Source organism: Streptomyces griseorubiginosus (assembly GCF_001514195.1).
Taxonomy (GTDB): Bacteria; Actinomycetota; Actinomycetes; order Streptomycetales; family Streptomycetaceae; genus Streptomyces; species Streptomyces griseorubiginosus.
The window spans coordinates 378,143-404,844 of record NZ_KQ948736.1; the positions used below are offsets into that span (position 1 = coordinate 378,143).

21 protein-coding genes and 1 pseudogene are annotated in these 26,702 nt (G+C 71.8%); 14 read left to right on the forward strand and 8 right to left on the reverse strand.

Features of this window, described 5'->3' with window-relative positions; translation table 11 throughout:
• Window positions 1-94 precede the first annotated feature (94 nt).
• Window positions 95-889, forward strand: a complete 795-nt coding sequence (locus AQJ54_RS14395; protein ID WP_062238616.1) for a VOC family protein — start codon at window positions 95-97, stop codon at window positions 887-889.
• 15 nt (window positions 890-904) lie between these two features.
• On the opposite strand, the gene AQJ54_RS14400 is transcribed toward AQJ54_RS14395, so the two are convergent.
• From AQJ54_RS14400 to AQJ54_RS14410, 3 genes are all read right to left on the reverse strand, one after another.
• Complete coding sequence (locus AQJ54_RS14400; RefSeq protein ID WP_062237596.1) at window positions 905-1,954, reverse strand: LacI family DNA-binding transcriptional regulator; 1,050 nt, start codon at window positions 1,952-1,954, stop codon at window positions 905-907.
• Between the two features lie 211 nt (window positions 1,955-2,165).
• On the reverse strand, window positions 2,166-3,080 hold the full coding sequence (locus tag AQJ54_RS14405) for an ornithine cyclodeaminase family protein (RefSeq protein ID WP_062237598.1): 915 nt from the start codon (window positions 3,078-3,080) through the stop codon (window positions 2,166-2,168).
• Between the two features lie 14 nt (window positions 3,081-3,094).
• Complete coding sequence (locus AQJ54_RS14410) at window positions 3,095-4,072, reverse strand: multicopper oxidase domain-containing protein (RefSeq protein ID WP_062237600.1); 978 nt, start codon at window positions 4,070-4,072, stop codon at window positions 3,095-3,097.
• Window positions 4,073-4,261: 189 nt separating this feature from the next.
• Between AQJ54_RS14410 and AQJ54_RS14415 the strand changes: the two genes are divergently transcribed.
• Window positions 4,262-6,760 carry a ThuA domain-containing protein gene (locus AQJ54_RS14415; RefSeq protein ID WP_211278533.1) on the forward strand — a complete coding sequence of 833 codons (2,499 nt, stop codon included), beginning with the start codon at window positions 4,262-4,264 and terminating at the stop codon, window positions 6,758-6,760.
• Window positions 6,760-8,955, forward strand: a complete 2,196-nt coding sequence (locus AQJ54_RS14420) for an OmpL47-type beta-barrel domain-containing protein (protein ID WP_062237603.1) — start codon at window positions 6,760-6,762, stop codon at window positions 8,953-8,955. The genes AQJ54_RS14415 and AQJ54_RS14420 overlap by 1 nt, the downstream gene beginning before the upstream one ends.
• Here the strand turns inward: AQJ54_RS14420 and ligD are convergent.
• Entirely contained in the window at window positions 8,942-9,967 is a 1,026-nt protein-coding gene (gene ligD / locus AQJ54_RS14425) for a non-homologous end-joining DNA ligase (protein WP_062029156.1), read from the reverse strand. The two genes, AQJ54_RS14420 and ligD, sit on opposite strands and share 14 nt — an antisense overlap.
• Before the next feature lie 74 nt (window positions 9,968-10,041).
• On the opposite strand from ligD, the gene AQJ54_RS14430 reads away from it, so the two are divergent.
• Window positions 10,042-11,103 (forward strand): ATP-dependent DNA ligase, encoded by a 1,062-nt coding sequence (locus AQJ54_RS14430; RefSeq protein WP_062237604.1) that lies wholly within the window; start codon window positions 10,042-10,044, stop codon window positions 11,101-11,103.
• Window positions 11,104-11,133: 30 nt separating this feature from the next.
• On the opposite strand, the gene AQJ54_RS14435 is transcribed toward AQJ54_RS14430, so the two are convergent.
• Window positions 11,134-12,324 carry a zinc-dependent alcohol dehydrogenase gene (locus AQJ54_RS14435; protein WP_030315116.1) on the reverse strand — a complete coding sequence of 397 codons (1,191 nt, stop codon included), beginning with the start codon at window positions 12,322-12,324 and terminating at the stop codon, window positions 11,134-11,136.
• A gap of 249 nt (window positions 12,325-12,573) precedes the next feature.
• Between AQJ54_RS14435 and AQJ54_RS14440 the strand changes: the two genes are divergently transcribed.
• Window positions 12,574-13,599 carry a DUF3048 domain-containing protein gene (locus AQJ54_RS14440; protein ID WP_062029755.1) on the forward strand — a complete coding sequence of 342 codons (1,026 nt, stop codon included), beginning with the start codon at window positions 12,574-12,576 and terminating at the stop codon, window positions 13,597-13,599.
• A gap of 18 nt (window positions 13,600-13,617) precedes the next feature.
• Here AQJ54_RS14440 and AQJ54_RS14445 read toward each other — a convergent pair whose 3' ends face one another.
• The gene (locus tag AQJ54_RS14445) at window positions 13,618-14,082 is read right to left on the reverse strand and encodes a MarR family winged helix-turn-helix transcriptional regulator (RefSeq protein ID WP_062029151.1); all 465 of its coding nucleotides are present in this window, start codon (window positions 14,080-14,082) and stop codon (window positions 13,618-13,620) included.
• 163 nt (window positions 14,083-14,245) lie between these two features.
• On the opposite strand from AQJ54_RS14445, the gene AQJ54_RS14450 reads away from it, so the two are divergent.
• From AQJ54_RS14450 to AQJ54_RS14485, 8 genes are read left to right on the forward strand one after another with little or no spacing between them, the layout of a single operon-like run.
• On the forward strand, window positions 14,246-15,028 hold the full coding sequence (locus AQJ54_RS14450) for a CoA transferase subunit A (RefSeq protein ID WP_062237606.1): 783 nt from the start codon (window positions 14,246-14,248) through the stop codon (window positions 15,026-15,028).
• Window positions 15,028-15,672, forward strand: a complete 645-nt coding sequence (locus AQJ54_RS14455) for a CoA transferase subunit B (RefSeq protein ID WP_062029147.1) — start codon at window positions 15,028-15,030, stop codon at window positions 15,670-15,672. The genes AQJ54_RS14450 and AQJ54_RS14455 overlap by 1 nt, the downstream gene beginning before the upstream one ends.
• Complete coding sequence (locus tag AQJ54_RS14460; protein ID WP_062029145.1) at window positions 15,669-16,871, forward strand: thiolase family protein; 1,203 nt, start codon at window positions 15,669-15,671, stop codon at window positions 16,869-16,871. The genes AQJ54_RS14455 and AQJ54_RS14460 overlap by 4 nt, the downstream gene beginning before the upstream one ends.
• 17 nt (window positions 16,872-16,888) lie before the next feature.
• Window positions 16,889-17,662, forward strand: coding sequence for a protocatechuate 3,4-dioxygenase subunit beta (gene pcaH, locus AQJ54_RS14465; RefSeq protein WP_062237608.1), 774 nt, complete (start codon window positions 16,889-16,891; stop codon window positions 17,660-17,662).
• A gap of 6 nt (window positions 17,663-17,668) precedes the next feature.
• Window positions 17,669-18,274, forward strand: coding sequence for a protocatechuate 3,4-dioxygenase subunit alpha (gene pcaG / locus AQJ54_RS14470; protein ID WP_062237610.1), 606 nt, complete (start codon window positions 17,669-17,671; stop codon window positions 18,272-18,274).
• On the forward strand, window positions 18,271-19,602 hold the full coding sequence (gene pcaB, locus AQJ54_RS14475) for a 3-carboxy-cis,cis-muconate cycloisomerase (RefSeq protein WP_062237612.1): 1,332 nt from the start codon (window positions 18,271-18,273) through the stop codon (window positions 19,600-19,602). The genes pcaG and pcaB overlap by 4 nt, the downstream gene beginning before the upstream one ends.
• The gene (gene pcaDC, locus AQJ54_RS14480; RefSeq protein ID WP_062237614.1) at window positions 19,599-20,726 is read left to right on the forward strand and encodes a bifunctional 3-oxoadipate enol-lactonase/4-carboxymuconolactone decarboxylase PcaDC; all 1,128 of its coding nucleotides are present in this window, start codon (window positions 19,599-19,601) and stop codon (window positions 20,724-20,726) included. Before pcaB ends, pcaDC begins: the two co-directional genes overlap by 4 nt.
• 49 nt (window positions 20,727-20,775) lie before the next feature.
• Entirely contained in the window at window positions 20,776-21,567 is a 792-nt protein-coding gene (locus AQJ54_RS14485; RefSeq protein ID WP_062237616.1) for an SDR family NAD(P)-dependent oxidoreductase, read from the forward strand.
• Window positions 21,568-21,619: 52 nt separating this feature from the next.
• Here the strand turns inward: AQJ54_RS14485 and AQJ54_RS14490 are convergent.
• A pseudogene (locus AQJ54_RS14490) lies at window positions 21,620-24,288 on the reverse strand (ATP-binding protein).
• Between the two features lie 421 nt (window positions 24,289-24,709).
• Here AQJ54_RS14490 and AQJ54_RS14495 point away from each other — a divergent pair.
• Window positions 24,710-25,732: a DUF2510 domain-containing protein gene (locus AQJ54_RS14495; RefSeq protein ID WP_062237619.1), complete on the forward strand. Its 1,023-nt coding sequence runs from the start codon at window positions 24,710-24,712 to the stop codon at window positions 25,730-25,732.
• A gap of 267 nt (window positions 25,733-25,999) precedes the next feature.
• Here AQJ54_RS14495 and AQJ54_RS14500 read toward each other — a convergent pair whose 3' ends face one another.
• Window positions 26,000-26,614, reverse strand: coding sequence for a TetR/AcrR family transcriptional regulator (locus AQJ54_RS14500; protein ID WP_062029132.1), 615 nt, complete (start codon window positions 26,612-26,614; stop codon window positions 26,000-26,002).
• Window positions 26,615-26,702: the final 88 nt, after the last annotated feature.

Consider the following 26,702-nt stretch of genomic DNA (forward strand, 5'->3'; position numbering starts at 1 on the left):
ACCCGGCCCGTCCCGGCATCCCGGCGGCGATTGTCGGTGGGCGGTGCCAGACTCGGCAGTGCAGGCAACGGGACCCCGTCAGAGGAGGGCAATGATGCTCACGACCCGTTATGTCACCGGCGCTCCGAACTGGCTCGACCTCGGCACCCCGGACATCGACGGTGCCACGTCCTTCTACGGCGGACTGTTCGGCTGGGAGTTCCGGCCGGGCCCGCCCGAGGCCGGAGGGTACGGCTTCTTCCAGCTCGACGGCCGGACCGCGGCCGCCGGTATGCAGACCGGCCCGGACCAGGGGCCGCCCTCCTGGACCGTGTACTTCCAGACCCCGGACGCGGACGCCACCGCGAAAGCGGCCGAGCAGGCGCACGGCTCGGTGCTGATGCAGCCCATGGACGTGATGGACCAGGGCCGCATGGCGATCCTCGCCGACAAGGCCGGTGTGCCCTTCGGCATCTGGCAGCCCGGCCGGAACAAGGGCCTGGACGTCACCCAGGTGCCGGGCACCCTGTGCTGGGTCGAGCTGTACACGGCCGACCTGCCGATGGCCGCTTACTTCTACCGCGCGGCGCTCGGTCTGGAGACCTACGCGGTCGACTTCCCCGGCGGCACCTACACGACGGTCCTTCCGGACGGCCAGAGCGAGGACAGCATGTTCGGCGGCATCGTCCCGCTCGCCGACGACCCTCTGGAGGCCAAGGAGGGGGCGTACTGGATGCCGTACTTCGAGGTCGCGGACACCGACGCGACGGTCGCCAAGGCACAGGAGCTGGGCGGCAGGGTCCGGCTGCCGGCCACGACCGTGCCGGGCGTCGGCCGGGTCGCCAAGCTGGCCGACCCCTACGGCGCCCGCTTCGCGGTGATCAAGAGCGAGCCGCAGACGTCCTCCTAGCGGTCACACCACGCCTCACGCCGAGGCGCGTCGCACCAGCGTGGTCGGAAGCACGACACCGGCCGGTGCGGCGCCCGCCGGTGCGGCGCCCGCCGGTCCGGCCGGTGAGGGGTCGAGGCCCCGTAGCAGCAGGCGGGCCATCAACCGTCCCATCTCCTCTATGTCCTGGCGGACCGTGGTCAGCGGCGGGTCGGTCTGCTCGGCGACCGGCAGCATGTCGTCGAAGCCGATCAGGGCCACGTCCTCGGGCACCCGGCGCCCCCGTTCGCGCAGCACGCGCAGGGCGCCGGAGGCGGTGAGGTCGTTGGCGGCGAACACCGCGTCCAGGCCGGGGCACCGGTCGAGGAGCTCCCGCATCGCCCGCTCGCCGCCGGCCGGGGTGAAGTCGCCCGGCGCGACGAGATCCGGGTCGGCGTCCCCCATCACGTCCCGGTAGCCGTCGAGCCGGTCCACCGCGGAGGTCTGGTCGAGCGCGCCGGTGATGTGGGCGACGCGGGAGCGGCCGAGGCCGAGCAGGTGCCGTACGGCGTCCCGGGCGCCGCCGCGGTTGTCGCTGTCGACGTAGACGACGTCCGCCGTGCCGTCGCTCCAGCCGGGGCGCCCGCCGAACACCGTGGGGACACCGGCCCGTTGGATCAGCCCGGGCAGCGGGTCGTCCAGATGGAGGGAGAAGACGAGCGCGCCGTCCACGTGTCCGCCGGCCAGGTAGCGCGCGACGCGCGTGTGGTCGTCGCGGCCCTCGGTGAGCAGCAGGACGAGCTGGTTGTCCTGGGCCGTCAGCTCCTTGCTGATCCCCCTGAGTTGCAGGGCGAAGAAGGGGTCGGCGAAGACCCGGCTCTCCGGTTCGGCGACGACGACCGCGACCGCGTGGTGCCGCTTGGTGACGAGGCTTCGGGCGGCCTGGTTGGGCACGTAACCGAGTTCCTCGACGGCCCTGCGCACCCGTTCGACGAGCGGCTCCCTGACCCCGTCGCCGCCGTTCACCACCCGGGACACCGTGGCCCGGGAGACCCCGGCCCGGGCGGCCACGGCCTCCAGAGTGGGACGTGGCGCGGCATCGTTCACATCGGGCTCCTCGTCGGCGGGGTGCCGATCAGGATAGCCCCGCGGGAGGACTCGGTTGAGAGCGCTCTCGTGGAGAGGCGAGTCCGGGGAGGCGGGGCCGGCGGGGGCGAGCCGACAGAGGCTGAGGCGAGGAGCACGGACAGAGACCCCTGCGATCAAGTCCAGGTAGCTTCAGGCCAACAGATCCCCCCGCGATCAAGTCCAGGTCGCTTCAGGCCAACAGATCCACCCGCCGCCCGACCCCCTCCCGCTCGGCCCGCCCAAACGCCGTCCAGGCCAGCGCGAGGTCCTGCCAGGGCATGCCGACGGGGGCGTAGACCGTGAGGTCCGTGTCGGTGGTCCGGCCGGGATGCTCGCCGCGCACGACCTCACCCAGGGTCGTGTCGGCCTCCCTCAACACGCCCACCCCCGCCGCCAGTTCGCGGTCGTCCACGACCAGGAGGGCCGCGTCCAGCAGATCGGGGGCCAGTTCCGCCTTGCCCGGCTCGTCCACGCCCAGGCTGGTGAAGTGCCGGCCCGGCCCGGTGTCGTCCAGGTGCAGCAGCGGTTCCCGGGACCAGGTGGCCGCCAGGACGATGTCGGCGACCCGAGCCACCTCCGCGGCGGAGGACAGCACCCGGCCACCGTGCCGGGCGGCGAACTCGGCGGCGCGGTCGGCGGACGTGTCGTGGACGACGAGGTCGCCGCGGGGTCGTAGCGCCGCGAGGCCGCGCACCATCAGCTCGGCCTGTGCGCCCGCCCCGACCACTCCGACGGCTTCTCCCCGGCCGGCCAGCAGATCGGTGCCCAGGGCCGCCGCGAGCCCCGTTCGCCATGCCGTGACGGTCGCCGAGTCCAGGAGCGCCAGCAGTTCGCCGTCGGTACCGCTGTGCAGGCAGATCACCCCGCGCAGGGCGGGCCGGGCCCCGGGGAACTTGGCGTTGACCTTCACCGTGTAGGCGGGAACGCCGGGGAGCAGGCCTGGGATCAGCGCGGTCGCCGTGCCGGGGAACGGGAGGTCCGTGCGCACCCGTTGCCCCGCGATCGGCACGCGCTCCGCGGTGCTGAAGCCGTGCCGCAACGCTTCGAGGCAGGCCGTCGGCTCCAGCACTGCCTCCAGATCACCCCGGGTGAGAAGAAGAGTCACCCGTCCATGATCCGTCAGTGGTGGTGCTCGGCCCGCTGCCCGGTGTGCTCGTGCGGCTCGTAGCCGGGGATCGTGCCGTCCTTCTTCTTCACCAGGAACAGTCCGACCATGCCCATGTCGGAGTGGCTCTGGACGTGGCAGTGGTACATCCACGCGCCCGCCCCGACCCCCTCCCCCGCGATCACCTGGAAGCCGAAGGAGTCCGCCGGTCCCACGATCTTGTTGTCGATGACCTGGCTCGGGTCGTCGGGACCGGTGAGCATGCCGGTGCGGTTGTCCGCCCAGCGGTGACCGTGCATATGGAAGGTGTGGTAGTACTCGCCGTGCGTGATCATCACGAACTCGACCCGATCGCCCACGGTCGCCTCGAAGTCGGGGCCGGAATGGGCGGGCTTGTTGTTGATGAGCATGTCGTTGAAGACGATCGTGTGGGTGGCGTCCGGGAGGACATCGCCCTTGCGGCGGACGATCACCGGGCCGTAGAGGCCCTTGCGGATGCCGCCGGTGCCGTGCTCCGTGCCGACCACGTGGTCGTGGTAGTGCCAGTAGCCCGCGCTGCCCGCCCGCCAGGTGCCGTCGCTGCGGCGGCCCGGCAGATGGGTGCGCCAGGTGTAGGTGCGGGTGCCGCCCGGCTCGACGTCACTGTGGTTCAACGCCGTTCCGTCGCTGGAGACTTCGTAGTCGAGACCGTGGACGTGCAGGCTCGCCCGGACGTCCATGGTGTTCTCGAAGTCGATGTGCAGGGTGTCGCCCTCGTTGAGCTCGATCAGCGGCCCGGGGACGGTCGCCTTGCCCTTCTCGAGGCCGTAGCCCATCTGTCCGTCGGGGAGCCGCTCGGCGTACAGCTTGATCCGCTTGACCTCGCCGCCCGGGGGCGCCAGCGCCGGACCGGCGTCGCTGCGGGCCTCCGGTGCGAGCGACAACGATGTCGCGACCGCCGCACCACCGAGCAGCACCCGCCGGTTGAAGCCACGTCTGTCCAGTGCGCCCATGCGGAACTCCCCACCGTGGTAAGGGTTTGACGGAGACGTACCTGTGATGAACCTGTGAGACGGTACCGGCCCGCGAGCCGTTTATCCACACTCAGGACAAAGTTGGTGCGATCCCGGTCATAGGTATTGGCGAGCGCGGCGAAGCGGTCTAGCTTCCATGGCGCTGTTGCCGTGACCGAGGAGGTGCCCATGCACTTACGAGGGTTGAGCGCGAGAAGCGGAGGAACGACGAGAAGACGGACCCGTGTGGCGGCCGTGACCGCCGGGATCGTCGCCGCCGGGCTGTTGTCCGGCCCCGCCGCGGGGGCGGCCCCGCCGCCTGAACCGACCGCGACAACGATGTCCATCACGTCACCACCGGGCGGCGGGGATGTGCGGGTGCTGGTCTTCTACGGCTCCGCGGCTGCCGGCGAGGAGTCGCCGGTCGTCAACGCGGGGATCGCGGCCGTCGAACGGATCGGGCTCTCGGGCCCGGCGAACCAGCGGTTCGCGACCGAGGCCACCGACGACGCCCGGGTCTTCACCGACGAGAGGGCGCTGAGCGGCTACAACGCGATCGTCTTCCTGACCGGCGGCGGCGATGTCCTCGACCCCGACCAGGAAGCCGGTCTGGAGGCCTACATGGAGGCGGGCGGCGGCTTCGTCGGCATCCATGACGCGGCCCGGGCGGAACCGTACTCCGACTGGTTCACCGGGCTCGTCGGCGCCCGGCCGGCCCCCACGAGCCCGACGGCCGTCCAGCGGGCCACCGTCGAGGTCGGCGACCGGCAGCACCCGGCGACCAGGGACCTGCCGGTGCGGTGGAAGCGCCCCGACCAGTGGTTCAACTGGGTGAAGAACCCGTCCGGCGAGGTGCACACCGTCGCCCGGGTGCGCGAGTCGACGTACCGGCCCGGCACAGGCGCCAACGGCTGGGACCATCCGGTGAGTTGGTGCCGGGACTACGACGGCGGCCGGTCCTTCTACACCGGCATGGGCGGCACGGTGTCGTCGTACGACGAGACCGACTTCCGCACCCATCTGCGCGGCGCACTGCTGTGGACCGCACGGCTCGTGCAGGCCGACTGCAAGGCGACCATCAACGCCAACTACAAGGCGGAGCGCCTCACCCGGCCCAACCAGCCGGGCCAGAACGACCAGATCGGCGAGCCGCACGGGCTGGTGACCGCGCCGGACGGGCGGGTGCTCTACATCGGCCGGGGCGGCGCCGACTCCTCCCAGCCGGTGATCACCGACTGGAACAACCCCGACATCGGCAAGGGCAGGGGCGAGATCCACGTCTACGACCCGGCGACCGGGAAGGTCACCCTCGCGGGCGCGTTGACGGTCTTCGGCAACAAGGGCGGCGGCGACGAGCTGGTCAAGGTCGAGGAGGGCCTGCTCGGCATCGAGCTCGACCCGCGCTTCGAGGAGAACGGCTGGGTGTACCTGCACTACACCCCGCACTCCCGGCTCAACCGCGACACGCAGACGGCCGAGCGGCGGGTCTCCCGCTTCACCCTCGACCTCGCGACGAACCGGCTGGACCTGAACAGCGAGAAGGTGCTGCTCAAGTGGCCTGTCCAGGTGCACAGTTGCTGCCATGCGGGCGGCGGGATGGCCTGGGACTCCAAGGGCAACCTCTACATCGCGACCGGCGACAACAACTCCAGCGGCTTCAGCGGGGGTTACTCCGGCAACAACCCGCAGCCGAACTACAAGGGCCTCTCCTTCGCGGACGCGCGCCGCACCGCGGGCAACACCAACAACCTCAACGGGAAGATCCTGCGCATCCATCCGGAGGCCGACGGGACGTACACCCTCCCCGAGGGAAACCTCTTCACCGGCAGGGAGACCGCCGAGGGCGGTGGCAAGACGCGTGGTGAGATCTATGTGATGGGGGTCAGGAACCCGGCCCGGATCTTCGTCGACAAGAAGACCGACATCCTCTACGCGGGGTGGGTCGGTCCGGACGCGGGCGCGCCCTCGACGACCTGGGGTCCGGCCAAGTACGACACCTTCGCCGTCATCACCAGGGCGAGCAACCGGGGCTGGCCGTACTGCATGGGCAACAAGCAGCCCTACCGGGACCGCAACCTGCCCAACCCCGACCAGCCGCTGGGCTGGTACGACTGCGACCACCCGAAGAACGAGTCGCCGAACAACGACGGCCTGGTGAACCTCCCGCCGGTCACCGGCAACAACATCTGGTACTCGCCGCAGGGCGGCGCCCCGGACTACCCGCGGGACGCGAACGGCATCCCCTCGTACAAGCAGGAGGAGGCCACGTACCTGCTGCCCTGGCTCAAGGGCGGCGGCCAGGCCGCGATGAACGGCCCGGTCTACCGGTACGACACCGCCGCGGCGACCAGCACCGTCAAATGGCCCTCCTACTGGGACGGCAAGTGGTTCGTCGGCGACTTCTACGACGCCGACCAGCCGCGCAACGCGGTGATCACGGATCCGAGGACCCACGGCGAGGGCGGACTCCCGGTCCACTCCGAGTCGTTGAAGAAGATCGTGCCGATCGGCAACGACGGCATCAAGAACCTCATGGACTGGAAGTTCGGTCCGGACGGGGCCCTCTACGTCCTCGACTACGGGCGCGGCTTCTTCACCTCGGACGCCAAGTCGGCGCTGTGGCGGGTCACTTACCAGGGCGGCGGACCCACTCCGGCCGCCGGCCAGTTGGTGCGGGGAGGACAGTGATGCGCCGACAGAGAACTCTGACCGTCCTGCTGGTGGCCCTGGTGACGCTGTTGGGCCTGACGTCGACGTCGACGGCCCGGCCCCGGGAGGCAACGGCGGCCGCCGCGCAGACCCTCACCTGGACCGCCGGCGACGACATCACCAAGTACGCCTCGGCGCCGACGACAGCGGTCGCCGGTACGGCCACGATCGTCTTCGAGAACAGCGCGGCCACCGGCAACACCACCGGGATGCCGCACACGCTGACCTTCGTGACCAGCGATCCCGAGTTCAACGACGACGTCCAGCTCAACATCCTCGCCAACCCGAACGACGACACGGGAGGCCGTCACACCGCCGAGGTCACGCTCACCCCGGGCCGCTACTTCTACCACTGCACGATCCCGGGCCACGGCCAGATGCAGGGCATCCTGGTGGTGACCGAGGGCACCGGCCAGGACACCACCGCGCCGACGGCCCGCGCTCAGGTGTCCGGCACGCAGAACACGCAGGGCCAGTACGTCGGTTCGGCGAGCGTGGCCCTCACGGCGACCGACGAGGCCGGCGGCTCCGGCGTCGACCGGATCGAGTACGCGATCGGGGACACGGGTGCCTGGCAGCCCTACACCGCCCCGGTCGTCGTCGACCAGGCCGGCGACCACAAGGTGCGTTACCGGGCCGTCGACAAGGCGGGCAATGTCTCCGCCGAGCAGAGCGCCGCCTTCACGGTGGTGCCGCCGCCGTCCGACGACACCGCCCCGCCGGACACCTCGGCGACGGTGAGCGGCGAGAAGAACCCCGACGGCACGTACATCGACATGGCCACGGTGACCGTGTCGGCGTCCGACACCGGGTCCGGGGTCAACACCATCGAGTACGCGGTGAACAGCGGGACCTGGCAGCCGTACACGATGCCCGTGATGGTGCATCAGGTCGGCTCCCACACCGTGCGGTACCGGGCGACCGACAAGGCGGGCAACGTGGCCGCCGAGAAGAGCGTCGCCTTCACGGTGGTCGCGGCGGCCCCGCAGGACACCGTCCCGCCGGTGACCGGTGTGACCGTGGACGGCACACGGAACTCCGACGGCGCCTACGTGGGCAACGCCAGGGTGACCGTGAGCGCCACGGACACGGGCGGTTCGGGTGTCGCCGGCATCCAGTACTCGATCGACGCCGGACCCTATCTGGCGTACACCGCTCCCGTGGTCGTCGACCGGGCGGGCACGCACACCCTCGCGTACCGTGCGACGGACAGGGCGGGCAACACCTCGGCCGCGCGCACGGTGACCTTCACGGTGGTGTCCGGTCAGGTTCCGGCGCCCAACTGCCCCGAACTCGACGAGCGGTTGACGGTGATCGTTGGCGCGGTCGACTCGGGGGTGCCGAACCGGATCACCAACAGCCGGTGCCGGATCAACGAGTTGATCGAGGACGAGAAGGAGTGGACCTCCCACGCCCTGTTCCTCAAGCACGTGAAGACCGTCCTGGACAGGCTCTTCCGCGAGGGGGTGCTCGACGCGCGCGAGTACGACGCCATCGACGCGGCGGCCCGTGAGTCCGGCATCGGCAGGCCGGGCCAGACCGAGGGCTACCGCACGATCCTCGACGGCAGCGCGGCCTCCTTCGCCAAGTGGCAGCAGGTGGGCGGCGGTTCGTTCGCGCCGAACGGCGACGGGTCGATCACGTCCGGCACCACCAGGGACGGCCTCGGCATGCTCTGGTTCCCGGAGCGCACGTACGGCGACTTCTCGCTCAAGCTCCAGTGGCGGGACGACGCCCCGGGTACCGGCAACGCCAACTCCGGTGTGTTCGTGCGGTTCCCGTGGGTCCACGACCACCCGGAGGAGCCCCGGCCCGAGTGGGCGGCCATCAAGTTCGGGCACGAGGTCCAGGTGTTCGACCGCCCCGACGGCGACATGTACAAGACCGGGTCGGTGTACGGCTTCGACCGGGTGGGGCTCGCCGGTGCCGGTGTCACCCAGAAGGGGACGTGGAACGACTACGAGATCCGGGTGGTCGACCAGCACTACTCGGTCTTCCGCAACGGCGTGCTGATCAACGAGTTCGACAACGTCGGCGGTCAGGACTTCTACCCGGCACGCTCGGACGACCCGGGCACGGACGGGCGGCGGTTCGCCTCCGGCTACGTCGGACTCCAGGTGCACAGCACGACGGACGTGATCTCGTACCGGGACGTCCGGATCAAGGAGTTGTAGAACCGGGCTTCCTGGCCCGGCTCGGCTGTACCCGCTTGGGCTCCCCCGGCATCTTCGGATACTCGGGCGGGTACGGCAGATCGCCGAGTCCGTGGTCGTGCTCGTCCTTGCGGGCGAGCTCCAGCAGGGGCTCGAGCGAGAAGGCGTGATCGTCCATGTCCGCGTGCACGTCGCCGAGTTCGGCGAAGCGCGCGGGCATGGTCGCGAGGTCGAAGTCCTGGGGGTGCGCCTCGCCGACCTCCTCCCAGCGCAGGGGTGCGGAGACCGGGGCGTGCGGGCGGGGCCGTACGGAATAGGCGGAGGCGATCGTGCGGTCGCGGGCCGTCTGGTTGTAGTCGAGGAAGATGCGCTCGCCGCGCTCCTCCTTCCACCACTTGATGGTCACGTGGTCCGGCATCCGGCGTTCCATCTCCCGGCCGACCGCGATCGCCGCCCGCCGTACCTGGGTGAAGGTCCAGCGCGGTTCGATGGGCACGAAGACGTGCAGGCCGCGTCCGCCGGAGGTCTTGGGCCAGCCGCGCAGACCGCCGAACTCGTCCAGCACCGACCGCAGTTCGTGGGCTGCGCGCACGGCGTCGTCGTAGTCGGTGCCGGGCTGCGGGTCGAGGTCGATGCGCAGTTCGTCGGGGCTGTCGACGTCGTCGCGGCGGACCGGCCAGGGGTGGAAGGTGAGGGTGCCGAACTGGGCGGCCCACAGCACGGCGGCCTCCTCGGTGGGGCACATCTCGTCGGCGCTGCGGCCGCTCGGGAAGGTGATGTGGGCGGTGGGGATCCAGTCGGGCATGTTCTTGGGCGCCCGCTTCTGGAAGAAGTTCTCGCCGGTGACCCCGTCCGGGTAGCGCTCCAGGGTGGTGGGGCGGTTGCGCAGGGCGCGCAGGATGCCGGGGGCGACCGCCTGGTAGTAGCGGGCCAGGTCCAGCTTGGTGAAGCCGCGCTCCGGGAAGAAGATCTTGTCCGGGCTGGACAGCCGTACCGTGCGGCCGCCCGCCTCCAGTTCCACCGCGTCACCCATGCGGCCACCGTAGGCCCACGGGGCACGGTGCGCATATCAGGCGAAAAACGGCACCTCCCAGCAGAATCGGAGCCATGGATCTGCCGGTGATGCCCCCCGTGAAGCCCATGCTCGCCAAGTCGGTGGCGAAGATCCCGCCGGACATGCACTACGAGGCGAAGTGGGACGGGTTCCGGGCGATCGTGTTCCGGGACGGGGCCGAGGTCGAGCTGGGCAGCCGTACCGGAAAGCCGCTGACCAGGTACTTTCCCGAGCTGGTGGAGGCCCTGCGGGAGCGGTTGCCGGAGCGCTGTGTGATGGACGGGGAGATCGTGATCGCCCGGGAGGGCCGCCTCGACTTCGACGCGCTGACCGAGCGGATCCACCCGGCCGACTCACGGGTGCGGACGCTGGCCGAGCGGACCCCGGCCTCCTTCGTCGCCTTCGACCTGCTGGCGCTCCAGGACGAGTCCCTGCTGGACGTGCCGCTGGCCGAGCGCAGGAAGCTGCTCACGACCGCCCTGTCCGGGGTCACGGCGCCGGTGCACCTCGCCCCCGCGACGACCGACATCGGCGTGGCGCAGCAGTGGTTCGAGCAGTACGAGGGCGCGGGCCTGGACGGGGTCATCGCCAAGCCGCTCACCGGGCGCTACCTCCAGGACGAGCGCGCCATGTTCAAGATCAAGCACGAGCGCACCGCGGACGTGGTGGTGGCGGGCTACCGGCTCCACAAGAGCGGCCCGATCGTCGGCTCCCTGCTGCTCGGGCTCCACGACGACCGGGGCACGCTCCAGCACGTGGGCGTGTCGGCGGCCTTCCCGATGAAGCGGCGCGCCGAGCTGATCGACGAGCTGGAGCCGCTGCGGATGGCGGACCCGAGCGGCCATCCGTGGGCGGCCTGGGCCGAGGAGGCCGCCCACGAGAGCGCCCGGCTGCCCGGGGCGCCGAGCCGCTGGTCGGGCAAGAAGGACCTGTCCTGGGTGCCGCTGAGGCCGGAGCGGGTGGCGGAGGTGGCGTACGACCACATGGAGAACGGCGCACGCTTCCGCCACACCGCGCGTTTCCGCCGCTGGCGGCCCGACCGGACCCCCGAGAGCTGCACCTACGCGCAGCTGGAGGAGCCGGTGCGCTACGACCTGGTCGACATCCTGCGCTGACCGGGACCGGCAGCGGAGGTCGGCAGATCGTCAGGGCTTCATCAGCACCTTGACCATGCCGTCCTGCTTCTTCTGGAACATCTCGTACGCGCGCGGGGCGTCGGACAGCGGCACATGGTGGGTCGCGAAGTCGTCGACGCCGAGCGGGTCCTCGTCGGTCAGGTACGGGATGATCTCGTCGCTCCAGCGCCGGACGTTGGCCTGGCCCATGCGGATCTGGATCTGCTTGTCGAACATGGTGAGCATCGGCAGCGGGTCGGCCATGCCGCCGTAGACGCCCGTCAGGGAGAGGGTGCCGCCGCGGCGCACCAGCTCGATCGCGGTGTGCAGGGCGGCGAGCCGGTCGATGCTGAACCGCTCGGCGAACGGCCCGCTGATCCTCCTCGGCAGCAGGGCCGAGGCGTTCTGGGCCAGCCGGGCGGCCGCGCTGCCGTGGGCCTCGGTGCCGACCGCGTCGATCACGGCGTCGGGACCGCGCCCGTCGGTCTCGTCGCGGATGGCCTGGACGAGCTCCTTCTCGCTGTCGAAGCTCCGGAGGTCGTACGTCTCCACGCCCCGCGCGCGTGCCCTGCGCAGCCGCTCGGTCACCAGGTCCACGCCGAAGACGCGCCCGGCGCCGCGCACCTGGGCGACCCGGCAGGCCATGTCGCCGATGGGCCCGAGTCCGAGCACCGCCACGCTGCCGCCCTCGGGGACGTCCGCGTAGGCGACGGCCTGCCAGGCGGTCGGCAGCACGTCGGAGAGGTAGACGAAGCGGTCGTCCGGCGGCCCCTCGGGCACCTTGATGGGCCCGAACTGCGCCTGCGGGACCCGCAGGTACTCGGCCTGGGCGCCCGGCACGGCGCCGTACAGACGGGTGTAGCCGAACAGGGCGGCGCCCATGCCCTCGCTGGTGACCTGGGTGGTCTCGCACTGGGTCGGCAGCCCGGTCATGCACATCCAGCAGTTGCCGCAGGCGATCTGGAACGGCACGACGACGCGGTCGCCCGCCGCGAGGTCGGGCACCGCGGCGCCGACCTCCTCGACGATGCCCATGGGTTCGTGCCCGAGGATGTCGCCCGGTGTCATGAACGGGGTGAGCACTTCGTAGAGATGCAGGTCGGAGCCGCACAACCCGGTCGAGGTGATGCGGATGACGGCGTCCGTCGGTTCCTTGATCCGGGGATCGGGCACCTCTTCCACCCGTACGTCCCGCTTGCCCTGCCAGGTCACAGCCTTCATCGCCCGGCACTCCCTCCGTCACCTCGTACAGCGCGTGTCGGTCCTTGGGGTCGGCGCCCGGGTACCCGAGGCGCCGACGCCGAACCGCGATCGAGGGCTGATCGGCCTACCGGGTGCGCCCGATCAAGATCAGACAGGTATGGCCATCAAAGAACTTATAAGCGCACAATCAATGACACGAGGCGGGTGCGTATGGCGGGCCTGGCGCGTGCGGCGGGAGCGGTGGGCATGACGGGGACGGCGGATGACATGGGTACGGCGGACACGGCGGGCAGCAGATCCGGGGCGCGTGCGAGACGCGCCCGTACGGTGGCGGCCCTGCTGGCCGCGGCAGGTCTGTTCGTCGCGGGCTGCACGCATCAGGGCAAGCCCCGCGTCCCGTCCGACGACGGGCGGGGCCACCTGGACACCTCGGCCCCGAGCCCCTCGACGCCGACCCCGTCGGAGCCCACCCGGCAGGCCCCCTCCCTGCTCGCCGTGAAGATCGACAACGTACGGGCGGCGCGACCGCAGACCGGCCTCGACTCCGCGGACATCGTCTACGCCGAGCAGGTCGAGGGCGGGCTCAGTCGGCTCATGGCGGTGTACGCGACCAAGCTGCCTAAGGCCGTCGGCCCGGTACGCAGCGCCCGCGAGTCCGACCTGGAGCTGCTGCGGCAGTTCCACGACCCGACGCTCGCCTTCTCCGGCGCGCAGGGCAAGCTGATGCCCCTGATCAACCGGGCACCGCTGGACGCCCGTACCCCCGAGAAGGCGTCCGAGGCCTACTTCCGCGGCGCCGGCCGGGCCATCCCGCACAACCTCTACCTGCGCCCGAAGCGTCTGATGCCCACCACGCCGGGCCCGGACGCGCTGACCACCGGGTTCCGCTACGGCCCCGCGCCCGCCGGCGGCACGAAGGACACCTCGGAGACGGTCCGCTTCCCGGCCGCCCGCTTCACCTTCAGCTGGTCCGCGAGCCGGGGGCGCTGGCTGGTCTCGCTGGACGGCACCCCGGACGTGATGACCGACGGGAAGCGGCTCGCCCCGGCGACGGTCGTGGTGCAGTACGTGAAGGTCCGCAAGTCCGCCTTCCACGACTTCCTCGGCAACAACACGCCGTACACGGTGACGGTCGGCTCGGGAAAGGCGAAGGTGCTGCGCGACGGGCGCGCCTGGGACGTGAACTGGCAGCGGGCGAAGGCGACGGACGGCACCCGGTTCACGACGAAGGACGGCTCACCGGTGAACTTCGCCGAGGGCCAGGTGTGGGTCGTGTTCGCGAAGGCGCCCTGAGCCGGGGCCGCCGTGCGCTCAGGGCCGGCCGACCAGCGGCTCCGCCGGGTTGCGGAGCCCCTCGGCCGCGTCCGAGACCCGGCGGATCAGCTCGAAGAACAGGCTCTGCTCGTCGGCGGAGAGAGGGGCGAGGAAGACCTGGTTCATCCGGGCCGTGCGCACGGTCAGCCTGCGGTGGGTGCGCACCCCTTCCTCGGTCAGGCGCAGCAGGAAGCGCCGGCCGTCCTGGGGGTCGCGGACCTTGTCGAGCAGTCCGCGGCGGCCCAGCCGGCTGATGACCTCGGCGATGGTCGAGCGGTCGAGGCCCACCCGCTCCCCCACCGTGCGCTGGTCGAGCCCCGGTTCGGCGACGAGCGCGTTCAGGACCGCGAACTGCGGCGAGGTGATCTCCTCGGAGACCATCGTGTTCCACAGCAGGTAGTGCGCCTGCTGGAGCCGCCGGGCGAGGTGCCCGGGGTGGGTGGTGAGGTCCACCGCGGCCATGTGCGCTCCCGAGGACGAATCGGCTGGTGCCGGGAAAGGATGATTTTGGTTGGTGCACTGAAGAATATCGAGCCTTGACGCCAGGCTGCCACAGTGGCAGCTTAAGAGAAACCTCGCCGAAATACTCAGTGCACTGAGCAAGTCAAGAGATGGGGCTGCGCGGATGGACAAGGTGGTCGCCACAGCCGGGGAGGCCGTGGCCGACGTGCCCCGCGGTGCGTCGCTGGCGGTGGGCGGTTTCGGTCTGAGCGGTGTGCCGAACGTGCTCATCCAGGCGCTGTACGAGCGTGGTGTGTCCGAGCTGTCAGTGGTCTCGAACAACTGCGGGGCCATGGAGTCGGGCCTGGCGGTCCTGCTCGCGGCCGGGCGGATCGCCCGGGTGACCGGTTCCTACATCGGAGCCAACAAGGAGTTCGCCCGCCAGTACCTGGCCGGCGAGCTGGAGGTCGAGATGATCCCGCAGGGCACGCTCGCCGAGCGGCTGCGGGCGGGCGGCGCCGGCATCCCCGCGTTCTTCACCCCGGCCGGGGTCGGCACCCAGGTCGCCGACGGCGGGCTGCCGTGGCGCTACGACGGCTCCGGCGGGGTCGCGCTGGCCTCGCCGCCGAAGGAGGTGCGGGAGTTCGACGGCACCGAGTACGTCCTGGAGCGCGGGATCCGCACCGACTTCGCCCTGGTGCGGGCGGCGAAGGGGGACCGGCACGGCAACCTGGTCTTCAACAAGTCCACCCGCAACTTCAACCCCCTCGCGGCGATGGCGGGCAAGCTGACCATCGCCGAGGTCGAGGAACTCGTGGAGCCCGGCGAGATCGACCCGGACGCGGTGCACCTGCCCGGGATCTTCGTGCAGCGGGTGCTGGCCCTGACCCCGGAACAGGCGACGGACAAGAAGATCGAGCAGCGGACGGTCTCCGCGGCTCCGGCACGAGGCACGGTGAACGACTGATGGCCTGGACCCGGCAGCAGATGGCCGCACGAGCCGCACGCGAGCTTCAGGACGGCCAGTACGTCAACCTCGGCATCGGCCTGCCGACACTGATCCCGAACTACCTCCCCGAGGGCGTCGAGGTGATCCTGGAGTCGGAGAACGGCATCCTGGGCACCGGCCCCTACCCCACCGAGGACCAGGTCGACCCCGATCTGATCAACGCGGGCAAGGAGACCGTCACCGTGCTGCCGGGGGCGTCCTTCTTCGACTCGGCGCTGTCCTTCTCGATGATCCGGGGCGGGCACATCGACGTGGCGGTCCTCGGCGCCATGCAGGTGTCCGAGCGGGGCGACCTGGCCAACTGGGCCATCCCCGGCAAGCTGATCACCGGGATCGGCGGGGCGATGGACCTGGTGCACGGCGCCCGCACGGTCATCGTGGTGATGACGCACACCGCCAAGGACGGCTCGCCCAAGATCCTCACCGAGTGCGCGCTGCCGCTCACCGGCAAGGCGTGCGTGGACCGGATCATCACCGACCTCGGCGTCCTGGACGTGACCGAGGACGGTCTGGTGCTCGTCGAGACGGCACCCGGGGTCACCGTCGAGGAGATCACCGCCAAGACCGACGCCAAGCTGAGTGTCGCGGAGGACCTGAAGTGAAGAACGTCTACATCGTCGACGCCGTCCGCACCCCCTTCGGCCGCTACAACGGAGGCCTCGCCTCGGTGCGCCCGGACGACCTGGGCGCCCACGCGATCCGTGAACTCCTGGCCCGCACCCCCGACTTGGACCCGTCCCGGATCGAGGACGTCTACTTCGGCAACGCCAACGGGGCGGGCGAGGAGAACCGCAACGTCGGCCGCATGGCCGCCCTGCTCGCCGGACTGCCGACCTCCGTGCCGGGGGTGACCGTCAACCGCCTGTGCGCCTCGGGCCTGGAGGCGGTGATCCAGGCGGCCCGGGCCATCGCGGTCGGGGACGCCTCGATCGCCGTCGCCGGCGGTGTGGAGTCGATGACCCGGGCACCCTACGTGCTGCCCAAGTCCGACAAGCCGTTCCCGGCCGCCCACACCGAGCTGTACTCGACCACGCTGGGCTGGCGCATGGTCAACCCGGCCATGGAGCCGCAGTGGACGATCCCGCTGGGCGAGTCGGCCGAACTGATCGCCGACAAGCACAAGATCAGCCGGGAGCAGCAGGACGAGTTCGCCCTGGCCTCGCACCAGAAGGCGGCCCGGGCGCAGGCGGCGGGGCTGTTCGACGCCGAGCTGGCTCCGGTGTCCATCCCGCGGCGCAAGGGCGAGCCGGTCGTCTTCGGCGCCGACGAAGGCGTACGGCCGGACGCGTCGCTGGAGGCGATGGCGAAGCTCAAGCCCTCGTTCCGCAAGGACGGGGGCACGGTGACCGCGGGCAACGCGTCACCGCTGAACGACGGCGCCGCCGCCCTGCTGCTGGTGGACGACGAGGGCCTGGCCGCGACCGGCCGCGAGCCGCTGGCCCGGATCTCCGCGACCGGCGTCAACGCGCTGGACCCGCACTACTTCGGCCTCGCCCCCGTCGAGGCCGTCAACCGGGCGCTCGCCAAGGCGGGCAAGGGATTTGACGACCTGTCGGTCCTGGAGCTGAACGAGGCGTTCGCCGCCCAGGTGCTGGGATGCGTCGCCGAATGGCCCGAGTTCGACCCGGCGGTCCTCAACCCGCAGGGCGGCGCGATCGCGCTCGGGCATCCGCTCGGCGCCTCGGGCGCGCGGCTGGCCGGCACGGTCGCCCACCAACTCGCCCGCAGGGGCGGCGGAGTCGGTGTCGCCACCCTGTGCATCGGTGTCGGCCAGGGTCTCGCTCTCGTCCTCGAACGTTAACGGAACGCAGGAATCCCATGACTCTCACCCAGCACGACATCGACCAGGAAATCGCCGCCGAGCACGCCGCCTACGAGAAGCGGGTCGCCGACGGGGCGCCGGTCGAGCATCACCCGCGGCGCGACTACGCGCCCTACCGCTCCTCGGTGCTGCGCCACCCGAAGCAGCCGCCGGTCACCATCGACGTGACCAAGGACCCCGAGCTGGTGGAGCTGCACTCCCCCGCCTTCGGGGAGCGGGACATCACCGAGATCGACAACGACCTGACCCGGCACCACCGCGGGGAGCCCGTCGGCGAGCGCATCACCGTGTCCGGGCGGCTGCTCGACCGGGACGGCCGGCCCGTGCGCGGACAGCTGATCGAGATCTGGCAGGCGAACTCCGCCGGGCGCTACGCCCACCAGCGCGAGCAGCACGACGCCCCGCTGGACCCGAACTTCACCGGCGTCGGCCGCACCCTCACCGACGACACCGGCTTCTACCGCTTCACCACCATCCAGCCCGGCCCCTACCCGTGGCGCAACCACGTCAACGCCTGGCGCCCCGCCCACATCCACTTCTCCATGTTCGGGACCGCGTTCACCCAGCGCCTGGTGACCCAGATGTACTTCCCGAGCGACCCGCTCTTCCCGTACGACCCGATCATCCAGTCGGTGACGGACGACGCGGCACGGCAGCGGCTGGTCGCCACCTACGACCACAGCCTGTCCGTACCGGAGTTCTCGATGGGCTACCACTGGGACATCGTGCTGGACGGGCCGCAGGCCACCTGGGTCGAGGAAGGACGCTGACCTGCCATGACGAAGATCGACACCAGCTCGCCCGAGAGCGTGCTGCCCACCCCCTCGCACACGGTCGGCCCCTTCTACGGGTACGCCCTGCCCTTCCCCGGCGGCGGTGACATCGCGCCCGTCGGCCACCCGGACACCATCACCGTCCAGGGCTACATCACCGACGGCGAGGGCAACCCGCTGCCGGACGCGTTCGTGGAGCTGTGGGGCCCGGACCCGGACGGCAACCTGCCGACGACCGACGGTTCGATCCGGCGCGACCCGGCGACCGGCGGCTACCTCGGGCGCAACGGCGTGGAGTTCACCGGCTGGGGCCGGATCCAGACCGACGCCAACGGGCACTGGTACGCGCGCACCCTGCGCCCCGGCGCCCGCGGACAGAGCGCCCCGCACCTCAGTGTGTGCGTCTTCGCACGCGGTCTGCTGGTGCACCTGTTCACCCGGATCTACCTGCCGGGCGACGAGGCGGCCCTCGCCGCCGACCCGCTGCTCTCCCACCTGGACGCGGACCGCCGCGACACGCTGATCGCCGCCGACACCGGTCACGGGACGTACCGTTTCGACATCCGCCTTCAGGGCGAAGGCGAGACGGTCTTCCTGGAGTTCCAGTGACTTCTCCCGATCCGGACACCGGTCTGCTCGCTCCCGGGTGGGCGGACTCCCCCGCCGCCTCCGCGACCTCCGACGGCGCCTTCCTCCAGGCGCTGCTGGACGCGGAGTCGGCGCTGACCCGGGTGCAGGCCCGGCTGGGTCTCGCCCCGGCCGGGGCGGCCGAGGCGGTGACCGGGGCGGCCCGCGCGGACCGCTTCGACGTACGGTCCCTCGCCGACCGTGCGCGGGCCGGCGGCAACCCCGTCATCCCCCTGGTCGCCGACCTCACGAAGGCGGTGGGCCAGGAGTACGGCCCGTCCGTGCACCGGGGCGCGACCAGCCAGGACATCCTCGACACGGCGATGATGCTGGTGGCCGCGCGCACGCTCGACCTGGTCCTGGCGGACCTGGACCGTGTGCAGCGTGCTCTGGCCAGGCTCGCCGGCGAACACCGCGACACCGCGATGCCCGGACGGACGCTGACCCAGCACGCCGTGCCGACGACGTTCGGGCTGAAGGCGGCCGGATGGCGTTCGCTGGTACTGGACGCGCGGGACCGGGCCCTCGGGGTACGGGACGGTCTCCCTGCCCAACTCGGGGGTGCGGCAGGAACGTTGGCCGCCTTCACCGCGTACGGAGCCGGGGACCCGACGGCCCTCGCGGCGGCCTTCGCCCGGGAACTGGGCCTGGAGGCGCCCCTCCTGCCCTGGCACACCCTGCGCACGCCCATCGCCGATCTCGCCGGGTGTCTGGCCTTCACGGCCGGAGCCCTGGGCAAGATCGCCGCCGACGTGCTGGTGCTGGGCCGCACCGAGATCGCCGAAGTCACCGAGGGCAGCGGCGGCGGTTCCTCGGCCATGCCGCACAAGGCGAACCCCGTCCGCTCCACACTGATCGCGGCCGCCGCCCGGCGCGCTCCCCAGCTCGCGGCCACGCTGTACGGCTCGATGGCCGCGGAGGACGAGCGGCCGGCCGGGGCCTGGCACGCCGAGTGGGAGCCCCTGAGGGATCTGCTGCGCCTGGTCGGCGGCGCCGCCCGGGACGCCGCCGAACTCACCGAGGGACTGCGGGTGAACGCGGACGCCATGCGCCGAAACCTGGACCTCACCCACGGACTGATCGTCTCCGAGCGCCTCTCCGCCGAGCTGGCGGACGTGCTGGGCCGGGCCCGCGCCAAGGAGCTGCTGACCGAGCTGGCCGGCAGGACGTACGCCGAGGGCCGGTCACTGGGCGAACTTCTCGCGCAGGAGCCTGAGTTGAAGGACGTCGACCTCGGGGAGCTCACCGACCCCGCCCGCTACACCGGCTCCGCCGGAGCCCTCACCGACCGCGCACTGGAGCGACGTTGACCGAGAAACTCCTCAACCACCGTGCCGAGGGCTCCGCTTCCGCGCCGCCGCTGCTGCTCGGGCCGTCGCTCGGGACGTCGTACGCCCTGTGGGACAAGGTGGCGCCCGAGCTGTCCATCACCCACCGGGTGGTCCGCTGGGACCTGCCCGGGCACGGCGGTTCGGCGGCCGACCTGATCGGGCCCGGCGCCACGGTTGGCGACCTAGCCGCCCTGGTGCTGGAACTCGCCGACTCGCTCGGCATCGAGCGGTTCGCGTACGCCGGGGTGTCGCTGGGCGGTGCCGTCGGTCTGCATCTGGCCGTGCACCACCCGGAGCGGATCGCGTCGCTGGCGGTCATCTGTTCCTCCGCGCACTTCAACGGCGCCAAGCCGTGGCAGGAGCGGGCCGAGCGGGTCCGGCGGGAGGGCCTGGAGTGGCTGCTGGAGAGCGCCGACGCCCGTTGGTTTGCCGGTGACTTCACCGATCCGGTGCTCGTGCGGGACCATGCCGGGGCCGACCCGCAGGCGTACGCCGCCTGTTGTGACGCGCTGGCCGCCTTCGACCTGAGCGACCGGCTGGACGGGATCTCCGCGCCGACCCTGCTGATCGCGGGCCGCGAGGACCCGGCGACCCCGCCGCCCCACCTGCGGGAGATCGCCGACGCGGTGCGGGGCGCCACGCTCGTCGAGCTGCCGGGCGCCTCCCACCTGGCCCCGGCACAGTGCCCGGAGGCCGTCCTCACCGCCCTGCGGGCCCACCTCGACGGCGGCGCCCGGCGCGGCATGGAGGTGCGGCGCGAGGTCCTCGGGGACACCCACGTGGACCGGGCGCAGTCCCGCCAGACGCCCTTCACCGCCCGCTTCCAGGACTTCATCTCGCGCTACGCGTGGGGCGAGATCTGGACCGACCCGACGCTCAGCCGCCGCGAGCGCAGCATGATCACACTGACCGCGCTGGTCGCCCACGGCCACTACGACGAGCTGGCCATGCATGTCCGCGCGGCCCGCCGCAACGGGCTCACGCCGGACGAGATCGGGGCCGTACTGCTCCAGACGGCCGTGTACTGCGGGGTTCCGGCAGCGAACTCGGCGTTCGCGACGGCCCAGCGGGTGCTGGCGGAGGAGGAGAGCGGGGAAGGGTGACACCGGCAGGGGCAGGCACGAGGCCCCGGGATCTACCTACTGTGGGGGCATGTCGACCATTCTGATCACCGGCGCCACCTCGGGTCTCGGCCGCTACGTCGCCTTCGAGCTGGTCCGCGCCGGCCATGTCGTCCTCGCCCATGGCCGCGACCGGGGCCGTACGGAGAGCCTGGTGGCGGAGCTGCGGCTGGAGGGCGAGGCCGAGGGGTTCGTGGCCGACCTGGCCTCCCTGGCCGAGGTGCGTGACCTGGGCGCCCGGGTCGCCGAGGCCCGCCCCGGACTCGACGTGCTGATCAACAACGCGGGTGTGGGCGCCGGTTCACCGGGCGCGGGCCGGGAGCTCAGCGCCGACGGCCACGAACTCCGGCTGGCGGTGAACTACTTGGCACCGGTGGCGCTGACCCGGGCCCTGCTGCCGACCCTGACGGCGAACACTCCGGCCCGGATCGTCAACGTGGGTTCGGTGGGGCAGGAGCCACTCGACTTCGACGACCCCGGGTTCACCCGGGGCTACGCCGGATTCGCCGCCTACTGCCGCGCGAAGTTCGCCCTGGCGGCCCACACCTTCGCCCTGGCCGAGGAGTTGAAGGGCACGGGAGTCTCGGTGAACGTCCTCCACCCGGCCACGTTCATGGACACGGCGATGGTCAGGGAGGGCGGCATGGCGCCCTGGTCGACGGTGGCGGACGGGGCGCCGGGGGTGCTGACGCCGGCTACGGAGGACGTGGGGTCGGGCGGCTACTTCGACGGGACGAGTCCGGCTCGGGCGCATGAGGCGACGTACGACAGGGAGGTGCAGAAGCGTCTGGTGGCGTTGACGAATCAATTGGTCGCACCGTAACTCCCCAGGGGCGCGGGGAACTGCGCGCCGAGCCCCCACCGGCCCGCAGGCATCACCGCAACCCCCGCCCCGTCTCCAGCACCTCCCGCCCCTGCGCAACCAACCCGTCCGCCCCACACGACCGAGCCAACGCCACCCCACGGTTCAGCTCAGCCACCGACCGAGCCAGAATCCCGTACTCCACCCGCGCCGCCGCATGCTCGTACTGACACGGCGACGCCTCCAGATACGCCACAGCCTGCGCAGCAAGCCGTACCGCCCGCTGCCCCGTCTCCAGCGCGGCCGCACACCTCAGCGCCTCACCTATGGCCGTGTCCGTACCGAGCCGCTCGGCATGCCGGCGGATTTCCTTGACCAGTTGGGCCGCCCGCACCGGATCCTCCACGGCGAGAGCACGGGCGAGGTCGACGGCCCAGGGCACCAGGACGGGGTTGTGGTGCCCCCGCACCTCCGCCGCCTTCTCCGCGGCCTCCAGTTCGTTGACGGCTTCCTTGGTCCGGCCGACCGCCAGCAGCAGCCGCCCGCGCACGGACCGCGGATCGGGCAGCACGATCGTGGAGGGGTAGGGCGGCGCGAACCCGTACTGCTCGGCGATCGCCCAGGCCTCCTCCACATGTCCGCGCGCGAGCAGCGTGTCGACGAGGTTGCAGGTCGCCGACCAGTACAGGGGCAGTCCGCGCCCGACCCGCTCGGCGAGCCGCAGTGACTCGCGCAGAGAGGTCTCCGCCTCCCGCAGCCGCCCTCGCCTGCGGTGGCCGAGGCCGACGTAGGCGTGGGCGAGCGCGAGGTGTCCGCCGCTCCAGCCGGCCGACTCGTAGGTGCGCAGGGCGTCGGAGTACAGGGTCTCGGCCCGGTCCAGCCGGTCCGTGAAGGCGTACGCGCTGGCCAGCATCAGCGGCAGTTCGAGGCCCCACTCGATGTCGGTCCAGCCGAGTCCGGGCGCGAGGCGGCCGTTGACCAGGGCGCGGTCGCAGATCTCGGCGATCTCCTCGGCGCTCTCGCCGTGGGCCATCGCGTCGAAGCCGCGCAGGATGAGCAGGGCGCGCTCCGCGTTGTCCCGGCCGGTGCAGGTGGCGGCGAGGGCGGCGAGGCGCTCGGAGCGGCCCGGGAAGGTGGTCTCGCCGGGGTAGAGGCTCTCCCAGGTGTACTGCACGGCCTGGAGACGGAGCCGGGCCGGGCCCTCCTCGTGCCGGGCGGCCTCCGCCTCGACGGTGCGGACGGCCTCCTCCAGCTGGTTGTTGTGCATGAGGGCCTGGGAGAGCCGGATGACGGCGTCGACCCGGGCGGAGCCCTCCAGGCCGGGCATGGCGAGCGCGGTCTGGAGGTGGCCGATGGTCTTGGCCGGGGCGGTCAGGAGGGTGGCGCAGCCGAGTTCGTAGAGCACGCTCGCGTGGACCTCGGGCGGCGGGGGTTCCAGCAGCGCCCGCTCCAGGCAGCGCCGGGCCGCGTCCGGGGCGCCGACGGCGAGGTGTTCGCGGGCGGCCTCGCGCAGCTGCTCGACGAGTTCCTCGTCGTCGTCCGGGTGGACCTGGAGGAGATGCCGGGAGGCGGCCGCGGCGCCGTGCCCGGAATCGGTGACGAGCTGTGCGGCGATGCCGTGCAGGCGGTGCGCAGGGCGTCGGGGATGGAGTCGTAGACGGCGGTGGCGATCAGCGGGTGGACGAACTCCAGCTCGCCGGCCTCGCCCTGGACGCCGGTGAGGATGCGGGCGTTGCGCAGCAGTTCGGCGCAGAGTGCCGCCTTCTGCGGACTCAGGGTGGCGAGCCGGGCCGCCAGACCGACGGAGATGTCGGTGCCGAGGATCGCGGCGGCCCAGGCGAACCGGGTGGCGTCGATGCCGAGTTCCTCCAGGCGGGCGACGAGTCCGCCGCCGCGGGCCGAGCGGTTCAGCTCGCGCAGTTCGCTCGCCGAGTCCTCGCTCGGCTCCATCCCGCTGTCCCGGACCTTGGCGAGGAGTTCGACGGTCTCGTACGGGTTGCCGCCGGTGACGGCCCAGACCTCGCGGCAGAACGGGGCGTCGGCGTGGTCGCCGAGGGTGGCGCGGGTGAGGCCCTCGGCGCCCGACGGGGTGAGGGCGCTGAGGCTGGTGACGGGGCGGCCCGCGGTGGCGGCGACCGCGTCCAGGAGGCGGGCCCGCTCGCCGGTGGCGTCACCGGGGCGGCGGGCCACCACGACCAGCACGGACAGGTCGTCGAGGCGCTCGGCGAAGGCGGCGAGCCAGCGCAGGGTCTCCTGGTCGGCCCAGTGGGCGTCGTCGATCGTCAGCACCAGCGGCCAGTCCCGGCGGGCCAGCCGGCGCACCGCGGCGACCAGTCCGTCGCACACGCCCTGCGGGTCGGCCTGCCGCTCCCCCGGGTCCGCGATGCCGAGGGCGGGGCCGGCGATGTCGTACCAGTCGCCGAGGTACTCGCGGGCCTCCTCGGGCATCAGCGACAGGAGGGCGGGCTGGAGCAGTTGGCGGACGACGTTGAAGGGGACGGACCTGAGGGTCTCGCCGCCGCGGGCCGACCAGACGGTGCAGCCGCGGGCCTCGGCGATCCTGCGGGTCTCGGCCAGCAGGGCGGTCTTGCCGAAGCCCGCCTCGCCGCGGATCATCAGCACGCTCCCCGCGGACGCATGGTCCTCGCGCAGAGCGTCGACCGCGCGTTCGACGGCGGTGAGCTCCTCGTCGCGCTCCCACAGCGAGGCCGGGGCGGCCGCAGTGGGCCGTACCTCCGTCATCCCGCTACCTCCCCAAGTCGCCCGGACGACGTACAGATCTCGAGCGTAGCCGTACGGGTGCGGAAGCGGAGGGCGGTCGCGGTACCTGTTGCCGTGACGGGTGATCTGGGGTACGCGCAGGCGACGCACCCTGCCCGTGACCAGCCGTCGACAAACCTGACCATCGGTCAGTTGTCGTTCTGGCAGCGGAAGGTGGAAGCCTCGACGGCGGGGGGCGAAAGCGTCGGCAGTCGGGGCTGACAGCCTCGGCAGTGGCCGGTCCGGTTGTGCGTGGCTCCTTCGCGACGATCATCGCGGGGCGCATGGGGGCGCCCCGCACGCGCGCGTGCCGAAGCGGTGGCCCGACGTGCGCGGAAATCTCGGCCGGAACGGACCGGACCCCTCTCATCCCCCTTTCACCGAGTGCTCATACGGTGGGGGCATGACGCAGGAGACTCCCCCCGGGTGGTACCCCGACCCCGGGCAGACAAGTGACGGTCCCGCCACCGAGCGCTGGTGGGACGGCAGGGCGTGGACGGAGCAGACCCGTCCCACCGGATCGGCCGCCGCATGGGGTCCCCCGGAGCAGGTCGCGAGCCCCGGGGAGTACGGGGCCTATCCGGCGTACCCGGCGTATCCCGCACAGCCGCCGACCACCAAGCGGCGCGGCCCGGTGGGCATAGCGGTGGCGGTGGTGGCGGCGGTCGTGGTCCTCTCGTGCATAGGCATCGGCGTGTACGCGCTGACCGACAACGGCGGCGGAAGCAAGGACACCGCCAACTCGCAGGGACCGGGAGGCGGCCAGGGCGGGCCCTTCGGCGGGAACGGTGGCCAGAACGGGCAGGGCGGGCCTTTCGGCGGCAACGGCGGCTCCGGCGGCGACGGCGGCTCGGGGGGCGCGTCGCCCTCCCCGCAGGGCTCCGAGGCGCCGAGGATCGAGAGCGGTTCGGTGACCGACTTGGTCGACGGGATCAGCCTGCCCATCCCGGACGGCTGGTACGGCCAGGAGATCCAGGTCGGCGCGTCCGTCACCTCGAAGGACTCCTACGCCTGCCCCGGCGACACCTCCGCGACGTGCACGAAGGGCGGTGCCTACTCGGCGCCCGCCCTGGCGCTCGGCAGCAAGGGCAGCACGGCCGAGCAGGTCGCCAAGGCCGACATCCAGGCGAACGCCGAGCAGTCCTACGGCGGCAAGACCTACGGCTCGATCACCTCGCACGACGTGCTCGACTCCAAGGCGGTGACCGTGGCCGGACAGAAGGGGTACCTCGTCCGCTGGAAGGCGGTCACCAGCAAGGGCTCCGACGGCTATGTCCAGTCGCTGGCCTTCCCCGCGCCGGCGAACCCGCAGCAGATCGTGGTGGTGCGCTTCGGTGTGGACGTCGGCGAGGGCCAGGGTGTGATCGACGACATCACCAAGGGGATCAAGGTGTCCACGGGCGGCGGCAGCGGCAGCAACGTGTGACGCCGGGGCTCCGAAGCCGAGGCGGCCGGGGTGCCCGGGGCGAAAGCAGCCAGGGCCCCGAAAGCCGCAACGGCCGGAGGCCCCGGAGCGGAAGCAGCCCGGGTCCCACAAGGCGAAACGACCCAGGCCCCGAAGCCGGGACGGCCGGGTGGGGCTCCTCTCCGCTCGGGAGGAACCCCACCCGGCCGGGGGGTGCGCGCCGCCCCCGTCCCCACGGTGCGGCGCGAGCAGGTCGCCGTCCAGTCATCCCGTGGACGGCGGCCTGGGTCAGGTCAGGCCGAGGGCCGGCAGTACGGCGGCCTCGACGAAGCGGACCAGGTAGTCCTGGTCGGCGTACTCGCCGTCGATGACCGGCCGGGCGCGGATCACGCCGAACATCTGGACCGGGACATACTCCAGCGCCGGGTGTCCGGCGACGATCTCACCCCGGTCGACGCCCCGCTGGAGGAGGTGCCTCAGGGCGGCGATCTCCGGTTCGACCAGCGCTTCCCGCAGGGCCCGCGCGAGTTCCGCGTCCTGGGTCGCCGCATGGCCGAGCGCCTGGAGGAGCTTGGTGTCGCGCGTCGACCACCGGCCCGCCGCCCGGGCGGCCTCGCGCAGGTCCTCGGCGAGCGATCCGGTGTCGATGCCGTCGAACTTCGCCTGGCGCCGGGAGCGCAGCGCGGCCACCACGAACTGGGGTTTGGTCTTCCACTGCCGGTAGAGCGTGGACTTGCTGCACCGCGTGCTGGAGGCGACGCCCTCCATGGTCACGGCGTCGTATCCGCATTCACGGATCTGTTCGAGCACGGCGTCGAAGAACTCCTGCTCACGCTCCGGCGTGATCTTGGAGCGGCGCGAGGCGGCGACCGTCTCCGGTCCGTCCGCGGCCTGCGACGTCATCTGCCCTTCTCCTCACTCACGGGTCGACGGGCCTGCTGCGCGATCCGCGCGTTTCATTCCCGGTTTCCCGTGTGTCGTTCGTCTATCG